This is a genomic window from Clostridium tyrobutyricum (genome assembly GCF_019144085.1).
GTDB classification, from domain to species: Bacteria; Bacillota; Clostridia; order Clostridiales; family Clostridiaceae; genus Clostridium_B; species Clostridium_B tyrobutyricum_A.
Genome location: NZ_JAHHUY010000014.1, coordinates 51,716 through 70,862, shown reverse-complemented (window position 1 = coordinate 70,862; position 19,147 = coordinate 51,716). Strand labels below are relative to the sequence as shown.

20 protein-coding genes are annotated in these 19,147 nt (G+C 31.4%); 15 read left to right on the top strand and 5 right to left on the bottom strand.

Features of this window, described 5'->3' with window-relative positions:
• Positions 1–186 (top strand): IS3 family transposase (locus KM800_RS08150; protein ID WP_217812627.1); only part of this gene is annotated, 186 nt, incomplete at its 5' end.
• A gap of 19 nt (positions 187–205) precedes the next feature.
• Here the strand turns inward: KM800_RS08150 and KM800_RS08145 are convergent.
• The 3 genes from KM800_RS08145 to KM800_RS08135 form a co-directional block, all read right to left on the bottom strand.
• Entirely contained in the window at positions 206–934 is a 729-nt protein-coding gene (locus KM800_RS08145; RefSeq protein ID WP_217812626.1) for an ABC transporter permease, read from the bottom strand.
• Positions 934–1,839, bottom strand: coding sequence for an ABC transporter ATP-binding protein (locus tag KM800_RS08140; RefSeq protein ID WP_217812625.1), 906 nt, complete (start codon positions 1,837–1,839; stop codon positions 934–936). Before KM800_RS08140 ends, KM800_RS08145 begins: the two co-directional genes overlap by 1 nt.
• 117 nt (positions 1,840–1,956) lie before the next feature.
• Positions 1,957–2,631 (bottom strand): response regulator transcription factor, encoded by a 675-nt coding sequence (locus KM800_RS08135; protein WP_217812624.1) that lies wholly within the window; start codon positions 2,629–2,631, stop codon positions 1,957–1,959.
• A 374-nt stretch (positions 2,632–3,005) separates the two neighbouring features.
• Here KM800_RS08135 and KM800_RS08130 point away from each other — a divergent pair, with 374 nt between their 5' ends.
• The 3 genes from KM800_RS08130 (at position 3,006) to KM800_RS08120 (ending at position 4,777) form a co-directional block, all read left to right on the top strand.
• A complete protein-coding gene (locus tag KM800_RS08130; protein ID WP_330655569.1) occupies positions 3,006–3,728 on the top strand; it encodes an HAD-IA family hydrolase in 723 nt (240 codons plus the stop codon).
• A gap of 108 nt (positions 3,729–3,836) precedes the next feature.
• Positions 3,837–4,088 (top strand): hypothetical protein, encoded by a 252-nt coding sequence (locus KM800_RS08125; RefSeq protein WP_217812622.1) that lies wholly within the window; start codon positions 3,837–3,839, stop codon positions 4,086–4,088.
• Positions 4,089–4,243: 155 nt separating this feature from the next.
• Entirely contained in the window at positions 4,244–4,777 is a 534-nt protein-coding gene (locus KM800_RS08120; RefSeq protein ID WP_217812621.1) for a hypothetical protein, read from the top strand.
• A 166-nt stretch (positions 4,778–4,943) separates the two neighbouring features.
• Here the strand turns inward: KM800_RS08120 and KM800_RS08115 are convergent, their stop codons facing one another.
• Complete coding sequence (locus KM800_RS08115; RefSeq protein WP_217812620.1) at positions 4,944–6,278, bottom strand: chloride channel protein; 1,335 nt, start codon at positions 6,276–6,278, stop codon at positions 4,944–4,946.
• A 717-nt stretch (positions 6,279–6,995) separates the two neighbouring features.
• The gene (locus KM800_RS08110) at positions 6,996–8,414 is read right to left on the bottom strand and encodes an MFS transporter (RefSeq protein WP_217812619.1); all 1,419 of its coding nucleotides are present in this window, start codon (positions 8,412–8,414) and stop codon (positions 6,996–6,998) included.
• A 220-nt stretch (positions 8,415–8,634) separates the two neighbouring features.
• On the opposite strand from KM800_RS08110, the gene hcp reads away from it, so the two are divergent.
• The 11 genes from hcp (at position 8,635) to KM800_RS08060 (ending at position 19,145) form a co-directional block, all read left to right on the top strand.
• On the top strand, positions 8,635–10,275 hold the full coding sequence (gene hcp / locus KM800_RS08105) for a hydroxylamine reductase (RefSeq protein ID WP_217812618.1): 1,641 nt from the start codon (positions 8,635–8,637) through the stop codon (positions 10,273–10,275).
• 78 nt (positions 10,276–10,353) lie between these two features.
• Positions 10,354–10,911 carry a hemerythrin domain-containing protein gene (locus tag KM800_RS08100; RefSeq protein WP_217812617.1) on the top strand — a complete coding sequence of 186 codons (558 nt, stop codon included), beginning with the start codon at positions 10,354–10,356 and terminating at the stop codon, positions 10,909–10,911.
• 27 nt (positions 10,912–10,938) lie between these two features.
• Positions 10,939–12,126, top strand: a complete 1,188-nt coding sequence (locus KM800_RS08095) for an anaerobic nitric oxide reductase flavorubredoxin (RefSeq protein WP_217812616.1) — start codon at positions 10,939–10,941, stop codon at positions 12,124–12,126.
• A gap of 354 nt (positions 12,127–12,480) precedes the next feature.
• On the top strand, positions 12,481–12,903 hold the full coding sequence (locus KM800_RS15480; protein WP_017751690.1) for a PTS sugar transporter subunit IIA: 423 nt from the start codon (positions 12,481–12,483) through the stop codon (positions 12,901–12,903).
• Positions 12,904–12,927: 24 nt separating this feature from the next.
• Positions 12,928–13,428, top strand: a complete 501-nt coding sequence (locus tag KM800_RS15475) for a PTS system mannose/fructose/N-acetylgalactosamine-transporter subunit IIB (RefSeq protein ID WP_254906495.1) — start codon at positions 12,928–12,930, stop codon at positions 13,426–13,428.
• A gap of 24 nt (positions 13,429–13,452) precedes the next feature.
• A complete protein-coding gene (locus KM800_RS08085) occupies positions 13,453–13,968 on the top strand; it encodes a PTS sugar transporter subunit IIC (RefSeq protein WP_217812615.1) in 516 nt (171 codons plus the stop codon).
• Positions 13,940–15,568: a PRD domain-containing protein gene (locus tag KM800_RS08080; protein WP_254906494.1), complete on the top strand. Its 1,629-nt coding sequence runs from the start codon at positions 13,940–13,942 to the stop codon at positions 15,566–15,568. Before KM800_RS08085 ends, KM800_RS08080 begins: the two co-directional genes overlap by 29 nt.
• A 385-nt stretch (positions 15,569–15,953) precedes the next feature.
• Positions 15,954–16,790 (top strand): amino acid ABC transporter substrate-binding protein, encoded by an 837-nt coding sequence (locus KM800_RS08075; protein WP_217812614.1) that lies wholly within the window; start codon positions 15,954–15,956, stop codon positions 16,788–16,790.
• A gap of 35 nt (positions 16,791–16,825) precedes the next feature.
• Positions 16,826–17,476 carry an amino acid ABC transporter permease gene (locus KM800_RS08070; RefSeq protein ID WP_023625289.1) on the top strand — a complete coding sequence of 217 codons (651 nt, stop codon included), beginning with the start codon at positions 16,826–16,828 and terminating at the stop codon, positions 17,474–17,476.
• Positions 17,477–17,499: 23 nt separating this feature from the next.
• Complete coding sequence (locus KM800_RS08065; protein ID WP_217812613.1) at positions 17,500–18,342, top strand: D-amino acid aminotransferase; 843 nt, start codon at positions 17,500–17,502, stop codon at positions 18,340–18,342.
• Between the two features lie 23 nt (positions 18,343–18,365).
• Entirely contained in the window at positions 18,366–19,145 is a 780-nt protein-coding gene (locus tag KM800_RS08060) for an amino acid ABC transporter ATP-binding protein (RefSeq protein ID WP_303396673.1), read from the top strand.
• Positions 19,146–19,147: the final 2 nt, after the last annotated feature.

Sequence of the window (19,147 nt, the reverse complement as noted above, 5' to 3'; positions counted from 1 at the left end):
CTTGAAGATGAATGTTTTAAAATCAATGAATTTCAAAGTTATGCAGAAGCATATGAAATAGTAAACAATTTCATTGATTTCTATAATAAAAGAAGACTGCATTCCAGCTTAAAATATATGGCTCCTTATGAATTTCATCAACTTTGTTCTGAGGGTAAATTATCTAATATTGAAGTAAAGGTGTAATTATGAGAAAAGTGAAGAATTAATTAGCTCTTGTCCAAAATGAAGGGGTTAATCCGGTAACAACTCCAATTATTAAAAATACAATTGAATACTTAACAACATCCTCTGGCTTTGAATTGAAATTAATTATAGTATTACGCATATTTGTAAGAGTGTATATTTTAAAAACCTCATTTTTTATTAATAAAGCAAACAAATTTACTATGAAATCTTTACTTGCCACTAATAGAATAGAAACTATAATTGTAATACCTACGTTTTTTAATAAATAAGATAAGAAAATACCAATTCCTGTGATACCCCAAAACATACATATTATTCCAACATTCATTCGAATAAATGCAGCTGCATCAACTCTTCCTAATTCAGATAATGTTGTAATTAATAATAAATTTAGAATTCCAAAACCCAATAGAATTATTGTAATAACAGAAGATATAGCTATATACTGTCCAACAACTAATTTCCATCTGGCTATTCCATGGCAGGCCATTTGTCGTATACTACCATTTGCATATTCAGAGGTAATTAGATAAGCTACAAAAATAAGGATGATATAGAAGATTGCATCTACACTATAGGATTCTTGATAACTAGAAATTCCTGTTCCCAACATCTTTCCTTTTAGCTTAAGAGAAATGGAAGTTGCAAAGGAAATAACATTCATTGTTAAGAATATAATAGATATAGCATAAAGAATTCTGCTTTTAAATATCTTATAGAATTCACTAGAAATGACATTCATCATTATTGACTGCCCCCCATCATCTTTACAAAATATGACTCTACATCATTTCCTTCTAAACAGATTCTTGATACTAGAATGCCATTCTCAACTAATTCTTTATTAATCTGTTCAGGTATATCTAGGCAATCATAAACACAAATTTTCCCTTCATCAAATACTTTGAAATTTGAACTTTTAATGTTATTTTTTAAAATATAGACTGCTTTTTCAGAATCATTGACTACAATAGCAAGACATTTTTTGCAGCGATCGTCCAATTCTACTGCTTGAAACTCATCAACAAGTACTCCTTTATTTATGATTCCATATTTTGTTACAATCTTGGCAAGCTCTCCTAAAATATGAGAGGAAATTAATATAGTAATTTCATTTTCACTATTTAGCTTTAATAATAGTTCTCTAATTTCTTTGATACCAGAAGGGTCTAATCCATTAATAGGCTCGTCCAGGATAAGAAAATCAGGATTACCTAATAGGGAAATTGCAATGGATAAACGCTGCTTCATACCAAGAGAAAAAGATTTAGTTTTCTTCTTGCCTGTATTTTGTAAATCAACCAAGCTTAGAACTTGATTTACATTACCATAGTCTGTAATACCAAGCAGTTTATCATAATAAATCAAGTTTTCACTTGCTGTCATGCCAGGATAAAGCGCTGGATGTTCAATAATACACCCTATTCTTTTTCTGCCTTTTTCTAAATTGATGCTTTCAAACAGTTCAATATTACCCTCATTCTGATGAATCAATCCACAGGCAATTTTCATAATTGTTGTTTTGCCTGCTCCATTTTTTCCTATTAACCCGTAAATATCCCCATTTTCAATATTCAAATTAACTTTGTTTACAGCTATTTGTTTTCCATATTTTTTAGTCAAACCATTAGTTTGTAATACTAATCCCATATGTTTTACCCTCTACTTTCTGTAATTAAAGTATTATTTAACCCTACGTCTAAATAATAAATAAAAGGTATTAAAATAGAATTTAGAATTTATAAAGAAAGTATAAAGTTTTATAAATTAACTATCTTGCATTTTATATCCTATCCCCCAAACTGTTTTTATGTATGTTTCTCCATGTTTCAATTTATTACGCAGATTACTAACATGTACCGTAACTACTCTTTCATCAATGTATTTCTCAGACCAGACACTTTCAAATATATTTTGTTTGGTAAATACTTTTCTGGGATTACTAATCAATAATTCTAGTATAGAATATTCTTTCATAGTGAGTTCAATAGGTTTATCATTAATAGTTACAATATGATTTCTACTATCTAAAACCAAATCTTTAAATTGAAATACACTGGTTTTATCTATAGTTGAACTCTTATTTATTCTTCTTAATACTGCTCCTATCCTTACAATTAATTCTTCATTATTGAATGGTTTTGTTATATAATCATCTGCTCCATCTCGAATCAATCCAAGTTTTGTGTCTAAATCACCTTTTGCAGATACACATATAATAGGGATTTGGAATTGTTGGTTAATTTTCGCTAAAATTTCCTCACCACTTAATCCTGGCAACATCAAGTCCAGTAAAATCAAATCAAAAGACTCTTTTTCCAATAATAAAAGCGCTTCTGTGCCAGAAAATGCAGCTGCTGATTCATATTTGTTTTTTCTTAATAAGGTTTGTACCATTTTATTGATTTCAGGATCATCCTCTACAATTAATATTTTATTCATCTTTTTCTACCTTTCCATTCTACTTTTTAATTTATTTCACATTAATGTAAATAATCTGTATAATACTATATAAAAATGACACTTGAAAGGAGTATATATGAATTATATAAGGATAGTTAGGATGGGTTGGTGACATAACGACTTTTATTTACCAATTATATCATTAAATACAATTAATGTTAACTTGAGTATAGGTATTAAAATCACATATAGTGGAATTTAAAAGACAGTTTTTAGGCAATCTGATATAATTATCATGTCTAATTCAAATCGAATATTGTAATTGAACTTCTTAGAGGGGAATATGGAAAGAATAAATAATTTAAAGAGAGAAATATAAAGCTGAAAATGTTAAAATAAAGGGGATGAATCTGGTGAAAAAAATTCATGGAATAAAGGCAATTTTATTTGATTCAGGCAAAGTGCTCAGTGAGCCAGTTACTGGAAGCTGGCTCATAACACCTAATTTTTTCAGGTATGTAGATAAAGATAAATTTGATTCAATATCTTGTAAAAAAAAGAAAGAGGCAATAAAGCAAGCCGGCAAACACATGAAAACACACAATCTTATTGTAAACGAGCAGGAAGAGTATGAAAATTTCTTTAACTATTACAGTATATTTTCAAAGAATTTACCGGAATTGAAATTGAAAGATAGTGATGTACAAAGTATTGCAAAGGATTTAGTATACAATTATAAAAAATATGTTTTTTTTAAAGATGCTTTGGAATTAATACCTAAATTGAGTAAAACATATAAACTGGCAGTTGTATCAGATGCCTGGCCATCTCTTGAAAATGTATTTGTAACAGCTGGTTTGAGAGAGTATTTTTCATCATTTATAATATCTTCAATACAGGGTGTAACCAAACCCCATGAATCAATGTACAAAACAGCTCTTGATGAATTAGGTGTCTGTTCGAAAGAGTGTATATTTATAGATGATATTGTGGAAAACTGTGATGGTGCCATAGAACTTGGGATTAAATCCTTTTTAATGTCAAGAGATGACAAAGAGTACAGTCATAATAAAGAACTTTATAAAAATTATAATGTGGTCAGAGACCTGTATGATATACGTAGATTTATTGAATGAAGATATTGATTTTTTTATTGTATGAAAACTATTCCATTGTGAACCATTGATAAATTAATAAAAATATGATATAATAATTACAGATAAATTAAAAAGGAGAGAAAAATTATGCCAGAAATTATTAGACAGAATAGTGACAATGTATTTACAGCAATTTCATGCATATTGGCCTTTTCCTTGGTTATACTTGGTGGACTATTTCATATGGTTTTAGGGAGTCCAATTGTTATAATATCCGGTGCGGTTATTTTATTTGGTTCAATAAGTCTTATAAAATCCAACAAGATTGAATTGGAATTGGGAAACATAGCATCTACTATAATCGGATTAATATACTTATGTATATATATTTCTGATTAATTATAATATTAAATGTACTTAGTAAAGTATTGGTGATTACCAGTACTATTTTTTTATGTAAAATATGAGTTGAAAAGCCGGGATGACTTTTAGCATTGCTATTAATTATTTATTTTGGTAAAATTATGGTAATAACTATAATCCAGGAGGAAAAAATGATAGATTTATTTAAGGCATTTTCAACAATAGATAGTATTTCTTATGATGGTGGATTTATTGCCAAGGTAAAATATCAACAGTTTAAGCCAAAAGTACATAAAGAAATTTATAAAAATGAAGTTGTGAAAAACAATAGAAGGCTCTGTATAATAAAATGCACTGGATATATAGAAGATGAGATTGTAGAAACATTGACAGTGTATTTAATGATGAATGTAAAAGTTAAAGAAGCTGTAGAAAAACAAAATATTCAAGATGACTGGATATTATGGCGTAATTTTTCAAAAGAAGAAATTAGGAAATTTAGTCATGTAACGGGAGATACAAATTCTATCCATCTTACTGAAAACCCTGTTGTGCAGGGATTGTTTATTTTGAAAGAACTTTGTGAGTCGACTAAAGCTAAAAAAATAGAAGTGAAATACATCCATCCAGTTTATGGAGATAACCTTGTCTATTTAAAACAGGAAGGAAATGTTATCAAAGGGTTTAGTAATAGTATATTATGCTTTTTAGGTAAAAATATTTAGATCGTATATTGGATAATATTTCTAAAAATGATGATACCCAAACTTTATATCTTAAAAATGTGCTTACAAAAGATGTTATATAATGATTTTTATAATAATTCAAGTTTATTATATTTATGTATTCATAGCCAATATTATGAGTTTCTACAATTTAACCTTTTTACACTCAATTTCCAGGAAAAAATCTTTTTAATATATGTTTTTTCCCTGATATTTTCTGTTCTTTAACATCACTTATTTCCATATCCGTATCAATTGATATAGATGGTGTTTTGGAATATATAATAAGTTGAGTCGGATAAATACTTTCATGTCCCACTATTATATAACTTATTCCTATTGCGATAGCTGCATATATTCCAACTTGACTTCCAAAAAGCTCCATGGCAATTATAATAGCAGAAATAGGGACATTGGAACAGGAAGCTAAAAATGATACCATACCTAATGCAGAATAAAAGGCCACATTTGAACCTGTAATTTGTCCCCATACATTTCCAAATGAAGAGCCAATAAAAAGCATTGGAGTTAAGATTCCACCACTTCCACCAGATCCCAATGTTAAAGCAGTTACTAATGATTTATTGATAAATAGAGAATTGCGGAATTTTTCACCCGAAATAATTCTATTTATAGTTCCATCACCTATTCCAAGAGACTGAAAAGAATTAAACATATAAATTACTCCTATTATTAAAAGACCACCTATAATTCCTCTTAATGGAGCATATACTTTGATTTTCTTAAACCCTTTTTCAACATACTTAATTAATTTTATAAAAAGTATGGCTAAAAATCCAATGATAATGCCAAAAATAAACACTTCTAAAAATGTGGTTATTTGATTAATAGGTACATATTTTATATTAAAAATTAAAGGCTTATTTCCCATATATAGTCCAACGTAATAACTTACGAAGGAAGATACAAGGGAAGGAAAAAGAGCTATATATGAAATTTTCCCTATATATAAAACTTCACAGGCAAATATTGCAGCACCTACAGGAGCATTAAACACGGACACAAATCCAGCACTTATTCCGCATACCACAAAACGGCGCTTGTCTATTACATTCATTTTTATTATCTGTCCTATGAAAGATGAAATTGCACCACCTATTTGGGTTGCAGGTCCTTCAAGTCCGACTGAACCTCCAAAAATTATAGTTATAAATGTAGCTAAAAGTTTTACAGGAACTACAACTATATTCATATTTCCATTATTTTTATTTACACTTTCAATAACCTTTTCTGTGCCATGACCTTTTGCATCAGGTGCAAGTTTAAGTATTATAAAACTGCTTAGGAAGAGTGCTATTGGAAGAAATATATAATAGAATTTAAACTTTGATGTAAAATCAACGCCAATTACTATAACTTTTATAAATAATGTTGTAAAAGATCCAACTACTAAACCTATTAGTATAGATAAGAGAGTCCATTTTAGTGCACTTGCAATAAAAATTGATTCATTGATTGAAATTTTTTTAAAAGATATCATAAAAAATCGCCTCTTAATTTGTCTGATGTATATTTATATAATATAATTGAGTTATTTACTTATCAAAGTTTGTGATTGATTATAGTATATCATTATTTAAAGAAGTTTTATACCTTGAAACAAGAAGAATATCTTAATAAGCTAAAAGAATATATGAAAAAAATCCATACGCGCGAGAATTAAATAATTATTGGTTTTCAAGAGAGGAAGTATTATGAATACTATTCCAAAATTAATAAGAATAATAATAAAAAGCCAAATATTAAGCATTATTTTTATTATTATTGGCAGGATACATATAAATTTATTGTTGCTCTATAACAATTTATTTGCTAATTCTATAATACTTGTATTAAGTTGTATATGTTTTACAATATTTTGTATAATACTAAGTCTTTTATTTTTAAATGAGAATTTTATAAATCTAATTCTTGTTTCTTTATCCTATATATTTTATTGGTTTGCATTTGGTTCTAAAATTTTTTTATTTAATTCGCATACCAATCCAAATGATTTTGGTTTTGGCATTTTAGGATTATCAACAGAAATAATTATTAGTTTATTTCAATACATTATTGTAATAATAGCTTCTATTATTGCAATATCTATACATATAAATAGTATCCTTAAAAAAAGAAATTAAAGGTATCTTTTATTGATTCATGTGATTTGTAAATTTCAAAAAAGCAGAACCTGATTAAACAGGTCCTGCTTTTTTCATGCACGTCTTTCTTCTCTAATCTTAGGCACAAGAGTAAACAATGAAATTACAAATGCAATAATCACAATTCCCCCTGCAATTAAAAAAGTGTGTTGTATTCCAGACACAATGCTTGCTGGACTTGTTGTAGTTATGGATTTGGTTTTTGTGAAAAAGTAAAATAATGCTCCAATCAAAGCTGCTCCAGTAGTTTGTCCTATAGTACGTGACAAATTTAAAAGTCCCGATGCAAGACCTCTCTGTTCCGGTTTTGCCGATGATATTATAGATGCATTGTTTGGTGTCTGGAAAAAAGCCAGACTTCCATTGAATACAAGTATTGTAGCGGCAAATTTTAGTATGCTCGTGTCACCACTTAAAGTAGACATGAAAAAGGAACCAATGGCAAAAATAATTATTCCAATAATCATTACTGCATAGTTTCCAAGATATCTTGCAGCCTTGGTGGAGACAGGTGTAAAAATAGTACATCCTATAGGTCCTATAGTCATAAGCAATCCTGAAGCAGATGTAGAAAATAGTTTTCCACGCTGAAGATAAAATGGAAGTATGAGTACGGCTCCAGTTATTACAGTATACATGATTACACTTATGGCCAGGCTTCCACTAAGCACTTTGTCCCTAAACATACTGAGCCTTATAAGAGGATAACTTATCCTGTGCTCCAGTGACAAAAATCCTATAACAAATACAATTGTCAGTACTATGCACAAAACTACGATTTTACTCAGCCCTTTGTCTTCTGCAAAAGTTACACTTAATACATAGCAGCTGAGAGCGGCACATAGTAGTATAAGCCCAGGAACGTCAAACTTTTCAACCTTTTCCGATATTGGAATTTTAGGAAATCTAAGTACAAGTATAAAAGCTATGATTCCTATTGGAACATTGAAAAAGAAAATTGATCTCCAACTGAAAACTCCTATAAGGGCTCCTCCAACAGATGGTCCAAGGGCGAAACCTATGGGAAGCATTGCAGTGAGAATTCCCATACTCTGTATAATTTTTTCTTTAGGAACCAAATCACCTAAAATTGCAAATGACAGAGCCATTAGTACAGCACCGCCTACTCCCTGAAGTGCACGAAATAGTATAAGAGTGTATATTGATGTGGATATTCCGCAAAGCAGTGAAGCTGCAGTAAATACTATGATTCCAAATATGAAAATAGATTTTTTGCCAAATACATCTCCAATACGGCCTATTCCAACTATAAGCGAGGTAACTGCAAGAAGGTAACTTAAGGCTATCCATTGGACACTGGCAAAGCTTGCATTAAGCGACCTGGCTACAGTTGGCAGGGCAATGTTGACTATATTTGTATCAATTGCAGCCATGAGAGTTGTAAGTGCAAGAACTACAACAACCAAACAGTAATTTGGCATGGCAACTTTTTCGATAGACTTTTCTGTCATACATATCATCCTTCCGAAAATCTGTTTGTAAACAGTATATTGATATTATATACCCTTATAAACATCATTAAAACAAAATAATTTATAAAAATTTGTAGTTTTGTAACTTATGTTACATACTTTATAAAATAATAATGTTACTATATATTCAACAAAGGAAATTAAAAAAACTTTAAAACAAAAATAACTACATAAATATAAATCCAGGAGGAATGTAATTATGGAAAATAAAATGTTTTGTTATCAATGTCAGGAAACAGCAGGATGCAAAGGATGTACCCAGGCAGGTGTGTGTGGCAAGAAACCAGAAGTAGCAGCTATGCAGGATTTGCTTGTATATGTAACTAAAGGTCTTTCAGCAGTTACAACACGCCTTCGTGAAGAAGGAAAGAGAATAAGCAAACAGGTTAATTACATGGTAACATATAATTTGTTTACAACAATAACCAATGCAAATTTTGATGAAGAGGCTATTGTTTTACGTATTACAAAAACTATAGATAAAAAGAGAGAATTGCTTGCTCAACTTGACAATAAGGACAACCTTCCTGATCCAGCAACATGGGAATCTTCAAATAAAGATGAGTTTGTTAAAAAGGCAGCTGAAGTTGGTGTCCTCTCCACAAAGGATGAAGATATAAGAAGCCTTCGTGAGTTGGTTACTTATGGATTAAAAGGACTTTCTGCATACAGCAAACATGCAAATGCCCTTCTTCAGGATGATGAAGAAGTTGATGCATTCATACAGAGTGCATTGTCAAAAACACTGGATGACAGTTTAAGTATAGATGATCTTGTAGCATTGACACTTGAAACTGGAAAATATGGTGTAAATGGCATGGCACTTTTGGACAAGGCTAATACTTCTGCTTATGGAAATCCTGAAATTACAAAAGTAGATATAGGAGTTAGAAATAACCCAGGTATATTGATTTCAGGACATGACCTTAGAGATTTGGAAATGCTTTTAAAACAGACAGAAGGAACTGGTGTGGATGTATACACTCACTCTGAAATGCTTCCAGCACATTACTATCCAGCATTCAAGCAATACTCCAATTTTGCAGGAAACTACGGAAATGCATGGTGGAAACAAAAAGAGGAATTTGAAAGCTTCAATGGACCTATTCTTATGACAACAAACTGTATAGTACCACCTAAGGCAAGCTATAAGGATAGACTTTATACTACTGGTGCTGCAGGATTCCCAGGGTGTAAACACATTGCTGGTGAAATAGGAGAAGAAAAAGATTTCTCGGCAATTATTGAACATGCTAAAAAATGTGCTCCTCCTAAAGAAATAGAAAAAGGAGAAATCGTAGGTGGATTTGCACACAATCAAGTTCTTGCACTTGCAGACAAAGTTGTAGCAGCAGTTAAATCAGGAGCCATCAAGAAATTCGTTGTTATGGCAGGATGTGATGGAAGGGCTAAGTCCAGAAACTACTACACTGATTTTGCAAAAGCACTTCCAAAGGATGCAATTATTCTCACTGCAGGATGTGCAAAATACAAGTATAACAAACTTAACTTAGGTGACATTGGGGGAATACCTCGTGTGCTTGATGCGGGACAGTGTAATGATTCTTATTCTTTAGCTGTAATTGCATTGAAATTAAAGGAAGTTTTCGGATTGGACGATATCAATGATCTTCCTATTGCCTACAATATTGCATGGTATGAACAGAAGGCTGTTATAGTTCTATTGGCCTTACTTTACCTTGGCGTAAAGAATATTCACCTTGGACCTACTCTTCCTGCATTCCTTTCGCCAAATGTAGCTAAGGTATTGGTTGAGAATTTCGGAATTGCAGGTATAGGATCTGTAGAGGATGATATAGAACTTTTCTTTGGAAAATAGAATAAATAAGAAATTCAATCATAGGGAATACTTTATATTGTTCCCTGTGATTTTTTTACAAAAAAGAGGTGGTAGTTCATGTATACTGTGGAACTTATGGTAAAAGAGCATGATAATATATTGAAATTTATTCATGTTGTAGAAAATGCATGCTGTGGTATTCTGGAAGGAAAAGAAGTGGATTTTGATGATTTTGAAAACATGATTCTATTCGCCAGAAACTATGCAGACAAACACCATCATGGTAAAGAAGAGCAAATATTGTTTGCAGAGATGCTGAAGCATTTAGGCAAAATCGGAGTAAACCTGGTTCAACATGGAATGCTGGTGGAACATGATTTGGGACGTCTTCACATTCTGGATCTGGAAAACTCTTTGAAACTTTATAAAAAAGAACCTGAAACAATACATAAACTTGGTATTTTGGAAGGTGCAGCGGGATATGCCAATTTACTTAAAAGGCATATAGACAAGGAAAACAATGCAGTATATCCATATGCGGAAAAAAATTTACCACATGATGTATTGGAGTCAGTAGATAAGCAAATCAAGGATTTTGAAAGAGATGAAGGAGATAATCAAGTTCAAAAAAAATATATTGAAATGTTGAAACAACTCACTAAAAAATACTGCTGAATAAAAATTGAGAAAGGGGTTTTTTATATGGGAAAGAAAATAACAGACAAAGTTACATGGGTAGGAAAGGTTGATTGGGGATTGAAAAGATTCCATGGAGATGAATACTCAACCCATAAGGGATCATCATATAATTCCTATTTGATACGGGATAAAAAGACTGTCTTGATTGATACTGTATGGCAGCCCTATGACAAGGAGTTTGTATCCAGGCTGAAAGAGGAAATCGATTTAAAGGAAATTGACTACATTATAGCAAATCACAATGAAATCGACCACAGTGGAGCACTTCCAGAACTCATGCGTGAAATACCTGGAACACCAATTTACTGTACAAAAAATGGTGCAAAAATCATAAAGGGTCATTATCACGAGGATTGGAACTTTGTGGAGGTAAAGACCGGGGATACTCTGGATATTGGAGAAAACAAGCTGATTTTTGTAGAAGCCCCTATGCTGCACTGGCCAGATACAATGTTTACTTATTTGACTGGAGAAAATATTCTTTTCAGCAATGATGGTTTTGGCCAACATTTTGCAACCGAGTTATTGTACAATGACAAGGTGGATCAGGGTGAACTGTATGAACAGGCAATTAAGTATTATGCAAATATATTGAATCCTTTCAGTACCTTTGTGAAAAAGAAAATCAATGAGATATTGAAACTTAATCTCCCTCTTTCAATGATATGCCCCAGCCATGGAGTGATTTGGAGAGAAAATCCTGCACAAATTGTAGAACAATATTTAAAATGGGCTGATAGTTATCAGGAAGATCAAATAACATTTATCTATGATACTATGTGGAATTCAACACGAAAGATGGCAGAAGCGATTGCTGAAGGTATACATGAGGTATCACCTTCCACTGTGATAAAGCTTATGAATTCAGCAAAATACGACAAAAATGATATAATAACGGAAGTATTTCGTTCGAAGGCAATTTTGGTTGGTTCACCGACTATCAACAATGGATATCTTTTCTCAATTGGCGGTATTGTTGAAATGATAAAAGGATTAAAGTTCAAGGGTAAAAGTGCTTCTGCCTTTGGAAGCTATGGCTGGAGCGGGGAAGTTGTCAAACAGCTTACTAAAGCTCTTGAAGAAAGTGGTTTTAAAATTGTTGATAACGGCCATCGTTCTCTATGGATCCCTGATGAAAAAGAACTGGATGTGTGCAGAGAATACGGCAGGCAATTTGTAAAGTCTCTTTAGAAAATTATTTGGAATACTACAAGGTTTACTCAATATAATAAACTTAAAGAAGCCTGATTAACATTTTTGTTCATCAGGCTTCTTTATCTATATATAAATTAAAATAAAGGCAGGCATTGTCATTAGACACAAAATATATTAGTGTTTAAATGGATCTTTGTGAAAATAATTTTTTAGACAGATACAATTTATAGTCCTAGAGTGTTTAAATCAATCTACCAAATCTACAATAATAAAACAATACTCCCCATATTCAGAGAGTATTTTTATGTCTAAAAAATATTGGCACGATATTTGCTGTATAAAAAGGTGTAAATTAAAAAGCAATTACAACTATAGGAAGGAGTATGAAAGGTGAGGAAAATATTAATTGCAACCCATGGAACTTTGGCTAGAGGTGCCAAAAATACCATTGAGCTTCTAGTAGGTAAAATAGCAGATATCACCTGTATTAGTGCATATGTTGATAAGGAAGGCGAAGATATCACAAAAAGTATTGAAAAATTCTTTAAAAGTATTAAGTCAGAAGACGAGGTAGTTGTTTTTACAGATATTATTGGTGGAAGTGTGAACCAAAAAATTGTGTCATATGCATCACAGTCAAATGCATTGGTTGTCTCCGGCTTTAATCTCCCAGTTATACTGACAGTTATATTGGAAAATGGAGTAATATCCAAAGAAAGGTTAAATGAGATTATTGCAGAGAGCAGAGAACAATTGAAATTGGTTGAAATAGATGTAAACGAAAATAACAATGATGAAGATTTCTTAGAATAAATAAATTTATTGGAGGTATAAATAATGATAGTAGTATTAAGAGTAGATGATAGATTAATACATGGGCAGGTTGCTCTAACTTGGTCAAAGGATTTGAAAATCAAAGGAATTATTATAGCAAATGATGAAACTGCAAAAGATGAAATGCAGAAAATGACATTAAAAATGGCAGTGCCAAATAGTATCAAGGTATTGATAAAACCTGTTGATGAAGCCATTAAGGTAGCTAATAATCCTAAAGCACAAAATATGAGAATTTTACTTTTGACCAGAAATATTAAGGATGCTTTGAAGGTTCGTGAAAATACGGAAAATATAGAATATGTGAATATAGGTAATGTTGGAAGATTTGATGGAATTGATGCATCTGAAAAAACAATGGTAAGTCCAACCGTTATGCTTACAAAGGATGAAATCGATTCTTTGAAAAAACTAGTCGAAATTGATCCAGGTACTAGTTTGCAGGTTGTACCTTCTGATGAGAAAAAACCCATGAAAGATATTATTAAAAAGATGAACTTATAAGATTTTGCGGGAGGAAGAATAAACATGTTAGTACAGGCTATTTTAGTAGCGATTTCTGTTTTCATATGTGTAGGGGGTGCTGAATTAGCAGGACTTACCATGCTTAACAGGCCTATTGTTATAGGTTCTGTAGTGGGTTTACTGCTTGGAGATCTGAATACAGGGATTTTAATAGGAGCATCACTTGAAGCTGTATTTATGGGAGTAGTCAATATTGGAGGTGCACAAGCTGCCGAGCCAGGTATTGCTACTGCCGTGGGGGTAGCATTTGCAATTATGGTAGGAGGTGGAGCGAAAGTTGCATTGACACTGGCTATACCTATTGGAATTTTAGGGCTTCAAATTAAAAATTTTTTATATATTTTCCTGGTAGGTTTTTTTGCACCTGTTTTTGATAAACTTGCAGCAAGAGGAGAAGAACATAAGATTGTAACTTTACATTTTGGACTTTGGGCTGTTAATTGGTTTTTATATTCACTAGTTGCTTTCTTTGGAATCCTGTTGGGATCTAATGCAGTACAAGCATTATATATCTTTTGACCCATCTATTAGGAAATTGAGTCCGCTTAAAATACTTTATAATGATAAGTTACCTAAAGTTGAGTATGATGATATTTCAAACATAAGACAAAAATTCATCGAATTTTTCCAGTATATTTCTAAAACTTCTTTTTATAATGTTGAATCAGCCAAATTAGAAATTTCTGTTGTATTTAAAAATTTGATAAATTCTACTAAAAATTACTTTGAAGTAGTACTTTTAGAACAGAATTTGTTCGTTAGAGAAAGCTTTAGAGAAAATTACAAAAAAATTATTAAGCGTTATGGGATTGATTGTCCGAAAGAATCGCTGAAATTAATATACTGCTTGATTTTAATATTTCAGGATGATATGTTGGTTAAATTTGATTTTGATAAAATTATAGAATTTTTGGATTCTATATGGCCGAGAACTCACTATATAGCTGTAAAGCTCAGTGAAGAATTAGGTACAATTGCATCTGGAGTAAATAAATCTTTAGAGATCATAAATACTATTTTCTTTCAAGAATATGTTGTGGAGACCATTGAACTTCAAGGATTGATTGTAGCACATGGAAATGCAACTGCAAGCAGTATCCAGTCCGTAGCCAATCAAAATTGCGGTACATTTGTATTTGAATCCATCGATATGCCTATGGAAATATCTTCAGATGAAACAATACAAAAGGTCAATAAATATCTTGAAAAAGTAAATACAAGCAAAGGTCTTATATTATTGGTAGATATGGGATCTTTAAATCAGATGTATTCTTCTATTAAAAATCACTTGTCTGGGGATTTGCTGATTATGAACAATGTTACAACTGCAATTGCCATGGATATAGGAATAAAAATTCTTCAAAATATGTCGTTTAAAGATATTGCAGAACGCTCAAACAATGCTTATAAAATTGGTATACAGTATTTTGAAGGCATAGCACGAGGGAACAATATAATTATATCCTGTATGTCGGGAGTTGGGATTTCCAGCAAGATAAAAGAAATTATTGAACAGTTTGTCAATTACGAGACTATGGATATTATTATAATGGATTATAAAAATTTAAAAAGTTTGATTGAGCAGAACAACAAGGACAATTTCAAATATACAAAACTTATAATTACTACTTCAAATTTACCACAGCTTACATTCATACCGTGGGTTAATGCCTATGATATTTTAGACGGTAAAGGCGAACGATATCTATGGGAAGGTCTGAAATCTGAAATGGATAAACAAAAGTTCGAATCCATGAAAAGGGAGTTCGTCAAGTTTTTCTCCATAGAAGGAATTGCTAGTAGGCTTACATTTCTAAATCCAAATGTAGTAATTAATGAAGTAGAGGATGTTATTTATAGATATGAGCAGTATTATAATACAAATTTAATTGGCCATATAAAGTTAAATTTGTATATGCACATAGCTTTTATGATTGAAAGGTTAATGACTTCCGATAATTATGAACCGGAAGAAAAAGTGAATTATACAGATAGTGAAAGAGAATTTTATGAAATTTCCAAAGATGTTTTTAGAAAGATAGAAAAAAAATATCATATTAAGATAAATCAATACGAGTTGTCCTTATTATATGATTTATTTAAAAATGTTATATTGTAATAGATAAAAGACTTTTATATTGGGTATGAAAGCGTATATATAGTAGTAGGAAAATTTCTTAGATTAAGTGAACTGTATTTTTCACTTAATCTAAGAAATTTTTTAGTATTCAATTTAATTAGATTATGTTAATGGCTATGATAAATCAATTAAAAAAACTTATTTTTATAATTAGTATTGTAATTTATCAAGACATATGTTATCATACTGTTAACAAAAGCAGATAAAGTCCTAAATATTTACCATTTTATCTTAAAACGAATTGTATACAAATACGAATACAAATTCTAAGCATAACAGTAAAGTAGACTTAAAAAATATACTATCTAGAAATGTACATAGTATTCTTGAAAAAAGAAATAAATTTTATAAAGGGGTTATAAATATGAAAAAGATAAAAACGCTATTAATAACATTTTTTATGATTACAGTTTCCATTATTATGTTATCTGGATGTGGAAAAACAGGCACTGCTAGTACCAATACACTTGAAAGTGTAAAAAAAGCAGGTGTTCTTAAAATAGGACTTGAGGATTCATTTCCTCCAATGGAATTTAGGGACAGCAAAAACCAACTTAAGGGTTTTGATGTAGATATGGCAGCAGAAATAGGCAAGAGGCTAGGTGTGAAAACTCAATTTGTACCTACAGATTTTAATGGAATAATACTTGCACTTAAATCAGGAAAATTTGATGCAATAATATCTGGAATGAGTATAACTGATGAGAGGAAGAAACAGATAGATTTTTCAAAACCTTACTTTATGTCAGGACAGATTATAATTGTTAAAAATGGAAATAAAAGCATAACAAAATCAGATGATTTGGTAGGTAAAACTATAGGAGTGGAACTTGGAACTACAGGTGACAAGTCTTCACAGGATCTTGACAAGAAATTAAAGGAAAAACAATCCAAGGGAATAAAGGAAATAAAGAAATACGACAAGGCTACAGATGCACTTCAGGATTTACAGACTGGAAGAAGTGATGCTGTAATAATTGATGAGCCTGTAGGAAGATATTATGTATCTGCTGCTGACAAAAAGGGAAAATATACTGTACTTTCTGAAAAACTTACAAGTGAACCAATGGGAATAGGTTTCAAGAAAGGTGATAAAGAATTGGAAGAATCAGTTCAAAAGGCATTAGATGAAATGAAAAAGGATGGAACATTGTCTAAACTTTCAATTAAGTGGTTTGGAACTGATGAATATAAAAAATAGTTATCATAAAATTACATGAGAGAGGTACAGGAGCAATGAATATAGATTTTATCAAAAATATACTTCCCATTCTTTTAAAGGGAAGTGTAATGACTGTTGAATTGACAATTATAACTATAATATTAGGGAGTATACTTGGTATATTACTGGCACTTCTAAGATTATCAAATAATAAAGTTTTAAAATATATTTCAAGCTTTTATGCTTGGATATTCAGAGGGACCCCTCTATTGCTTCAATTATTCTTTTTCTATTATGGACTACCTTTTATAGGTATAGAATTAACTCCTTTTACAGCGGCTGTAATAGGTCTTGCATTAAACTGCGGTGCATATATGTCAGAGATAATAAGAGGGGGAATCCAATCTATAGATCAAGGGCAATTTGAAGCTGCAAAAGCTTTAGGCTTCAGCTATGCTCAGACTATGAAAAAGATAATACTGCCTCAGACATTTAAGGTTATAATACCTCCAGTAGGAAATGAATTTATATCTATATTAAAGGATACTTCCCTTGTTTCAACTATAGCAATGGTCGAACTTATGAGATCTGCCCAACAGATATATGCAACTAGTTTTGACCCAATATCTGTATTTTTAACAGCAGCAGTATTCTACCTTATAATGACTACTGTTTTTACAACTGTATTTGGTATAATAGAGAGGAAATTATCAGTCTATAATTAATTGATGTGAGAAGGGGAAATTAAATGAAAACTTTGGGATATTATAATGGAAAGTATGATTTGATTGAAAATATGACAATACCAATGAACGATCGTGCATGTTATTTTGGTGACGGAGTTTATGATGCTGCATTTAGCAGGAATAATGTTATATTTGCATTGGACGAACATATAGATCGTTTCTTTAACAGTGCAGGTTTACTTAGAATAAAAATTCCATATACCAAAGATGAATTAAAAACACTGCTGATCGATATGGTTAAAAAAGTTGATGCAGTAGAACAATTTGTATATTGGCAGGTTACAAGAGGAACAGCTATGCGAGATCATGTTTTTCCAGGTGATGATGTAAAGGCAAATATATGGATTACATTGGAACCATGGAATATAGAATATAAACAACAAAAATTAAAGTTAATTACTTTGGAAGATACTAGGTTTCTCCATTGTAATATAAAAACATTAAATTTGCTTCCAAATGTTATGGCAGCCCAGAAAGCTAAAGAAAATAACTGCCAGGAAGCAGTGTTTCACAGAGGTGATAGAGTAACGGAATGTGCTCACAGTAATGTATCAATTATAAAAGACGGTATATTTAAAACAGCACCTACGGATAATTTGATTTTGCCGGGTATAGCAAGAGCACATATTATAAAGATGTGTAAAAGATTTGGAATTCCTGTAGATGAGACTCCATTTGTTTTAAGGGAATTAATGGATGCTGATGAAGTCATAGTCACAAGCTCGGGGGATTTCTGTATGACAGCTTGCGAAATTGATGGAAAACCTGTAGGAGGAAAGGCGCCAGAAATAGTTGAAAAGCTCCAGAATGCATTAGTTGATGAATTCTTGGAAGAAACAAAATAAATACAAAGAAGAGGTGAATATTTATGGAACATGCAGCTGTAGATGGATATGAAGATTTAGATCAAGATAAATATATGATAGAAGCTTTAGATTTAACGAAAAGATTCAATGATTTGACAGTATTTCAAAACCTGAATGTAAAAGTGAAGAAAGGTGAAGTATTAGTAGTAATAGGACCTTCTGGTTCAGGGAAAAGTACATTTTTAAGATGTTTAAATCATTTGGAGGATATAAATGGCGGAGAAATTATTATAGAAGGAGAAAAATTGAATCCCAAGGATAAAAAATTTCTTAGAAAGATAGCCACAAAGATGGGTATGGTATTTCAGAATTTCAATCTTTTTCCTCATATGACAACAATTCAAAATGTAATGGAAGCACCTGCTGTAGTAAAAAAAGAGAATAAAAAGCAGGTTCGTGAAAGAGCGGAAAGACTTTTAGATAAAGTTGGATTATCGGACAAGATGGATTATTATCCTTCAAAATTATCAGGCGGTCAGAAACAGAGAGTTGCAATAGCAAGAGCACTTGCCATGAATCCAGATATAATGCTGTTTGATGAACCTACATCAGCACTTGATCCAGAACTTGTTGGAGAAGTTTTGAATGTAATGAAAAAGCTTGCAGAGGATGGCATGACCATGGTGGTTGTAACTCATGAAATGGGATTTGCAAAAGAAGTTGCTGACAGAGTCATATTTATGGATGAAGGAAAAATAGTTGAACAGGGAACTCCGGAGGATGTTTTTGACAATCCTAAGCAGGATAGAACAAAGAGTTTTCTAAACAAGGTATTTAAATAACA

What these genes read in the sequence shown, in the direction of transcription:
- KM800_RS08060 (WP_303396673.1), top strand. Translation starts at nt 18,366, where the DNA reads ATGGAACATGCAGCTGTAGATGGATATGAAGATTTAGATCAAGATAAA.
- KM800_RS08120 (WP_217812621.1), top strand. Translation starts at nt 4,244, where the DNA reads ATGATAGATTTATTTAAGGCATTTTCAACAATAGATAGTATTTCTTAT.
- KM800_RS08075 (WP_217812614.1), top strand. Translation starts at nt 15,954, where the DNA reads ATGAAAAAGATAAAAACGCTATTAATAACATTTTTTATGATTACAGTT.
- KM800_RS08145 (WP_217812626.1), bottom strand. Translation starts at nt 934, where the DNA reads ATGATGAATGTCATTTCTAGTGAATTCTATAAGATATTTAAAAGCAGA.
- KM800_RS08085 (WP_217812615.1), top strand. Translation starts at nt 13,453, where the DNA reads ATGTTAGTACAGGCTATTTTAGTAGCGATTTCTGTTTTCATATGTGTA.
- KM800_RS08100 (WP_217812617.1), top strand. Translation starts at nt 10,354, where the DNA reads ATGTATACTGTGGAACTTATGGTAAAAGAGCATGATAATATATTGAAA.
- KM800_RS08065 (WP_217812613.1), top strand. Translation starts at nt 17,500, where the DNA reads ATGAAAACTTTGGGATATTATAATGGAAAGTATGATTTGATTGAAAAT.
- KM800_RS08070 (WP_023625289.1), top strand. Translation starts at nt 16,826, where the DNA reads ATGAATATAGATTTTATCAAAAATATACTTCCCATTCTTTTAAAGGGA.
- KM800_RS08095 (WP_217812616.1), top strand. Translation starts at nt 10,939, where the DNA reads ATGGGAAAGAAAATAACAGACAAAGTTACATGGGTAGGAAAGGTTGAT.
- KM800_RS08135 (WP_217812624.1), bottom strand. Translation starts at nt 2,631, where the DNA reads ATGAATAAAATATTAATTGTAGAGGATGATCCTGAAATCAATAAAATG.
- KM800_RS08125 (WP_217812622.1), top strand. Translation starts at nt 3,837, where the DNA reads ATGCCAGAAATTATTAGACAGAATAGTGACAATGTATTTACAGCAATT.
- KM800_RS08140 (WP_217812625.1), bottom strand. Translation starts at nt 1,839, where the DNA reads ATGGGATTAGTATTACAAACTAATGGTTTGACTAAAAAATATGGAAAA.
- hcp (WP_217812618.1), top strand. Translation starts at nt 8,635, where the DNA reads ATGGAAAATAAAATGTTTTGTTATCAATGTCAGGAAACAGCAGGATGC.
- KM800_RS15475 (WP_254906495.1), top strand. Translation starts at nt 12,928, where the DNA reads ATGATAGTAGTATTAAGAGTAGATGATAGATTAATACATGGGCAGGTT.
- KM800_RS08115 (WP_217812620.1), bottom strand. Translation starts at nt 6,278, where the DNA reads ATGATATCTTTTAAAAAAATTTCAATCAATGAATCAATTTTTATTGCA.
- KM800_RS08080 (WP_254906494.1), top strand. Translation starts at nt 13,940, where the DNA reads ATGCAGTACAAGCATTATATATCTTTTGACCCATCTATTAGGAAATTG.
- KM800_RS08110 (WP_217812619.1), bottom strand. Translation starts at nt 8,414, where the DNA reads ATGACAGAAAAGTCTATCGAAAAAGTTGCCATGCCAAATTACTGTTTG.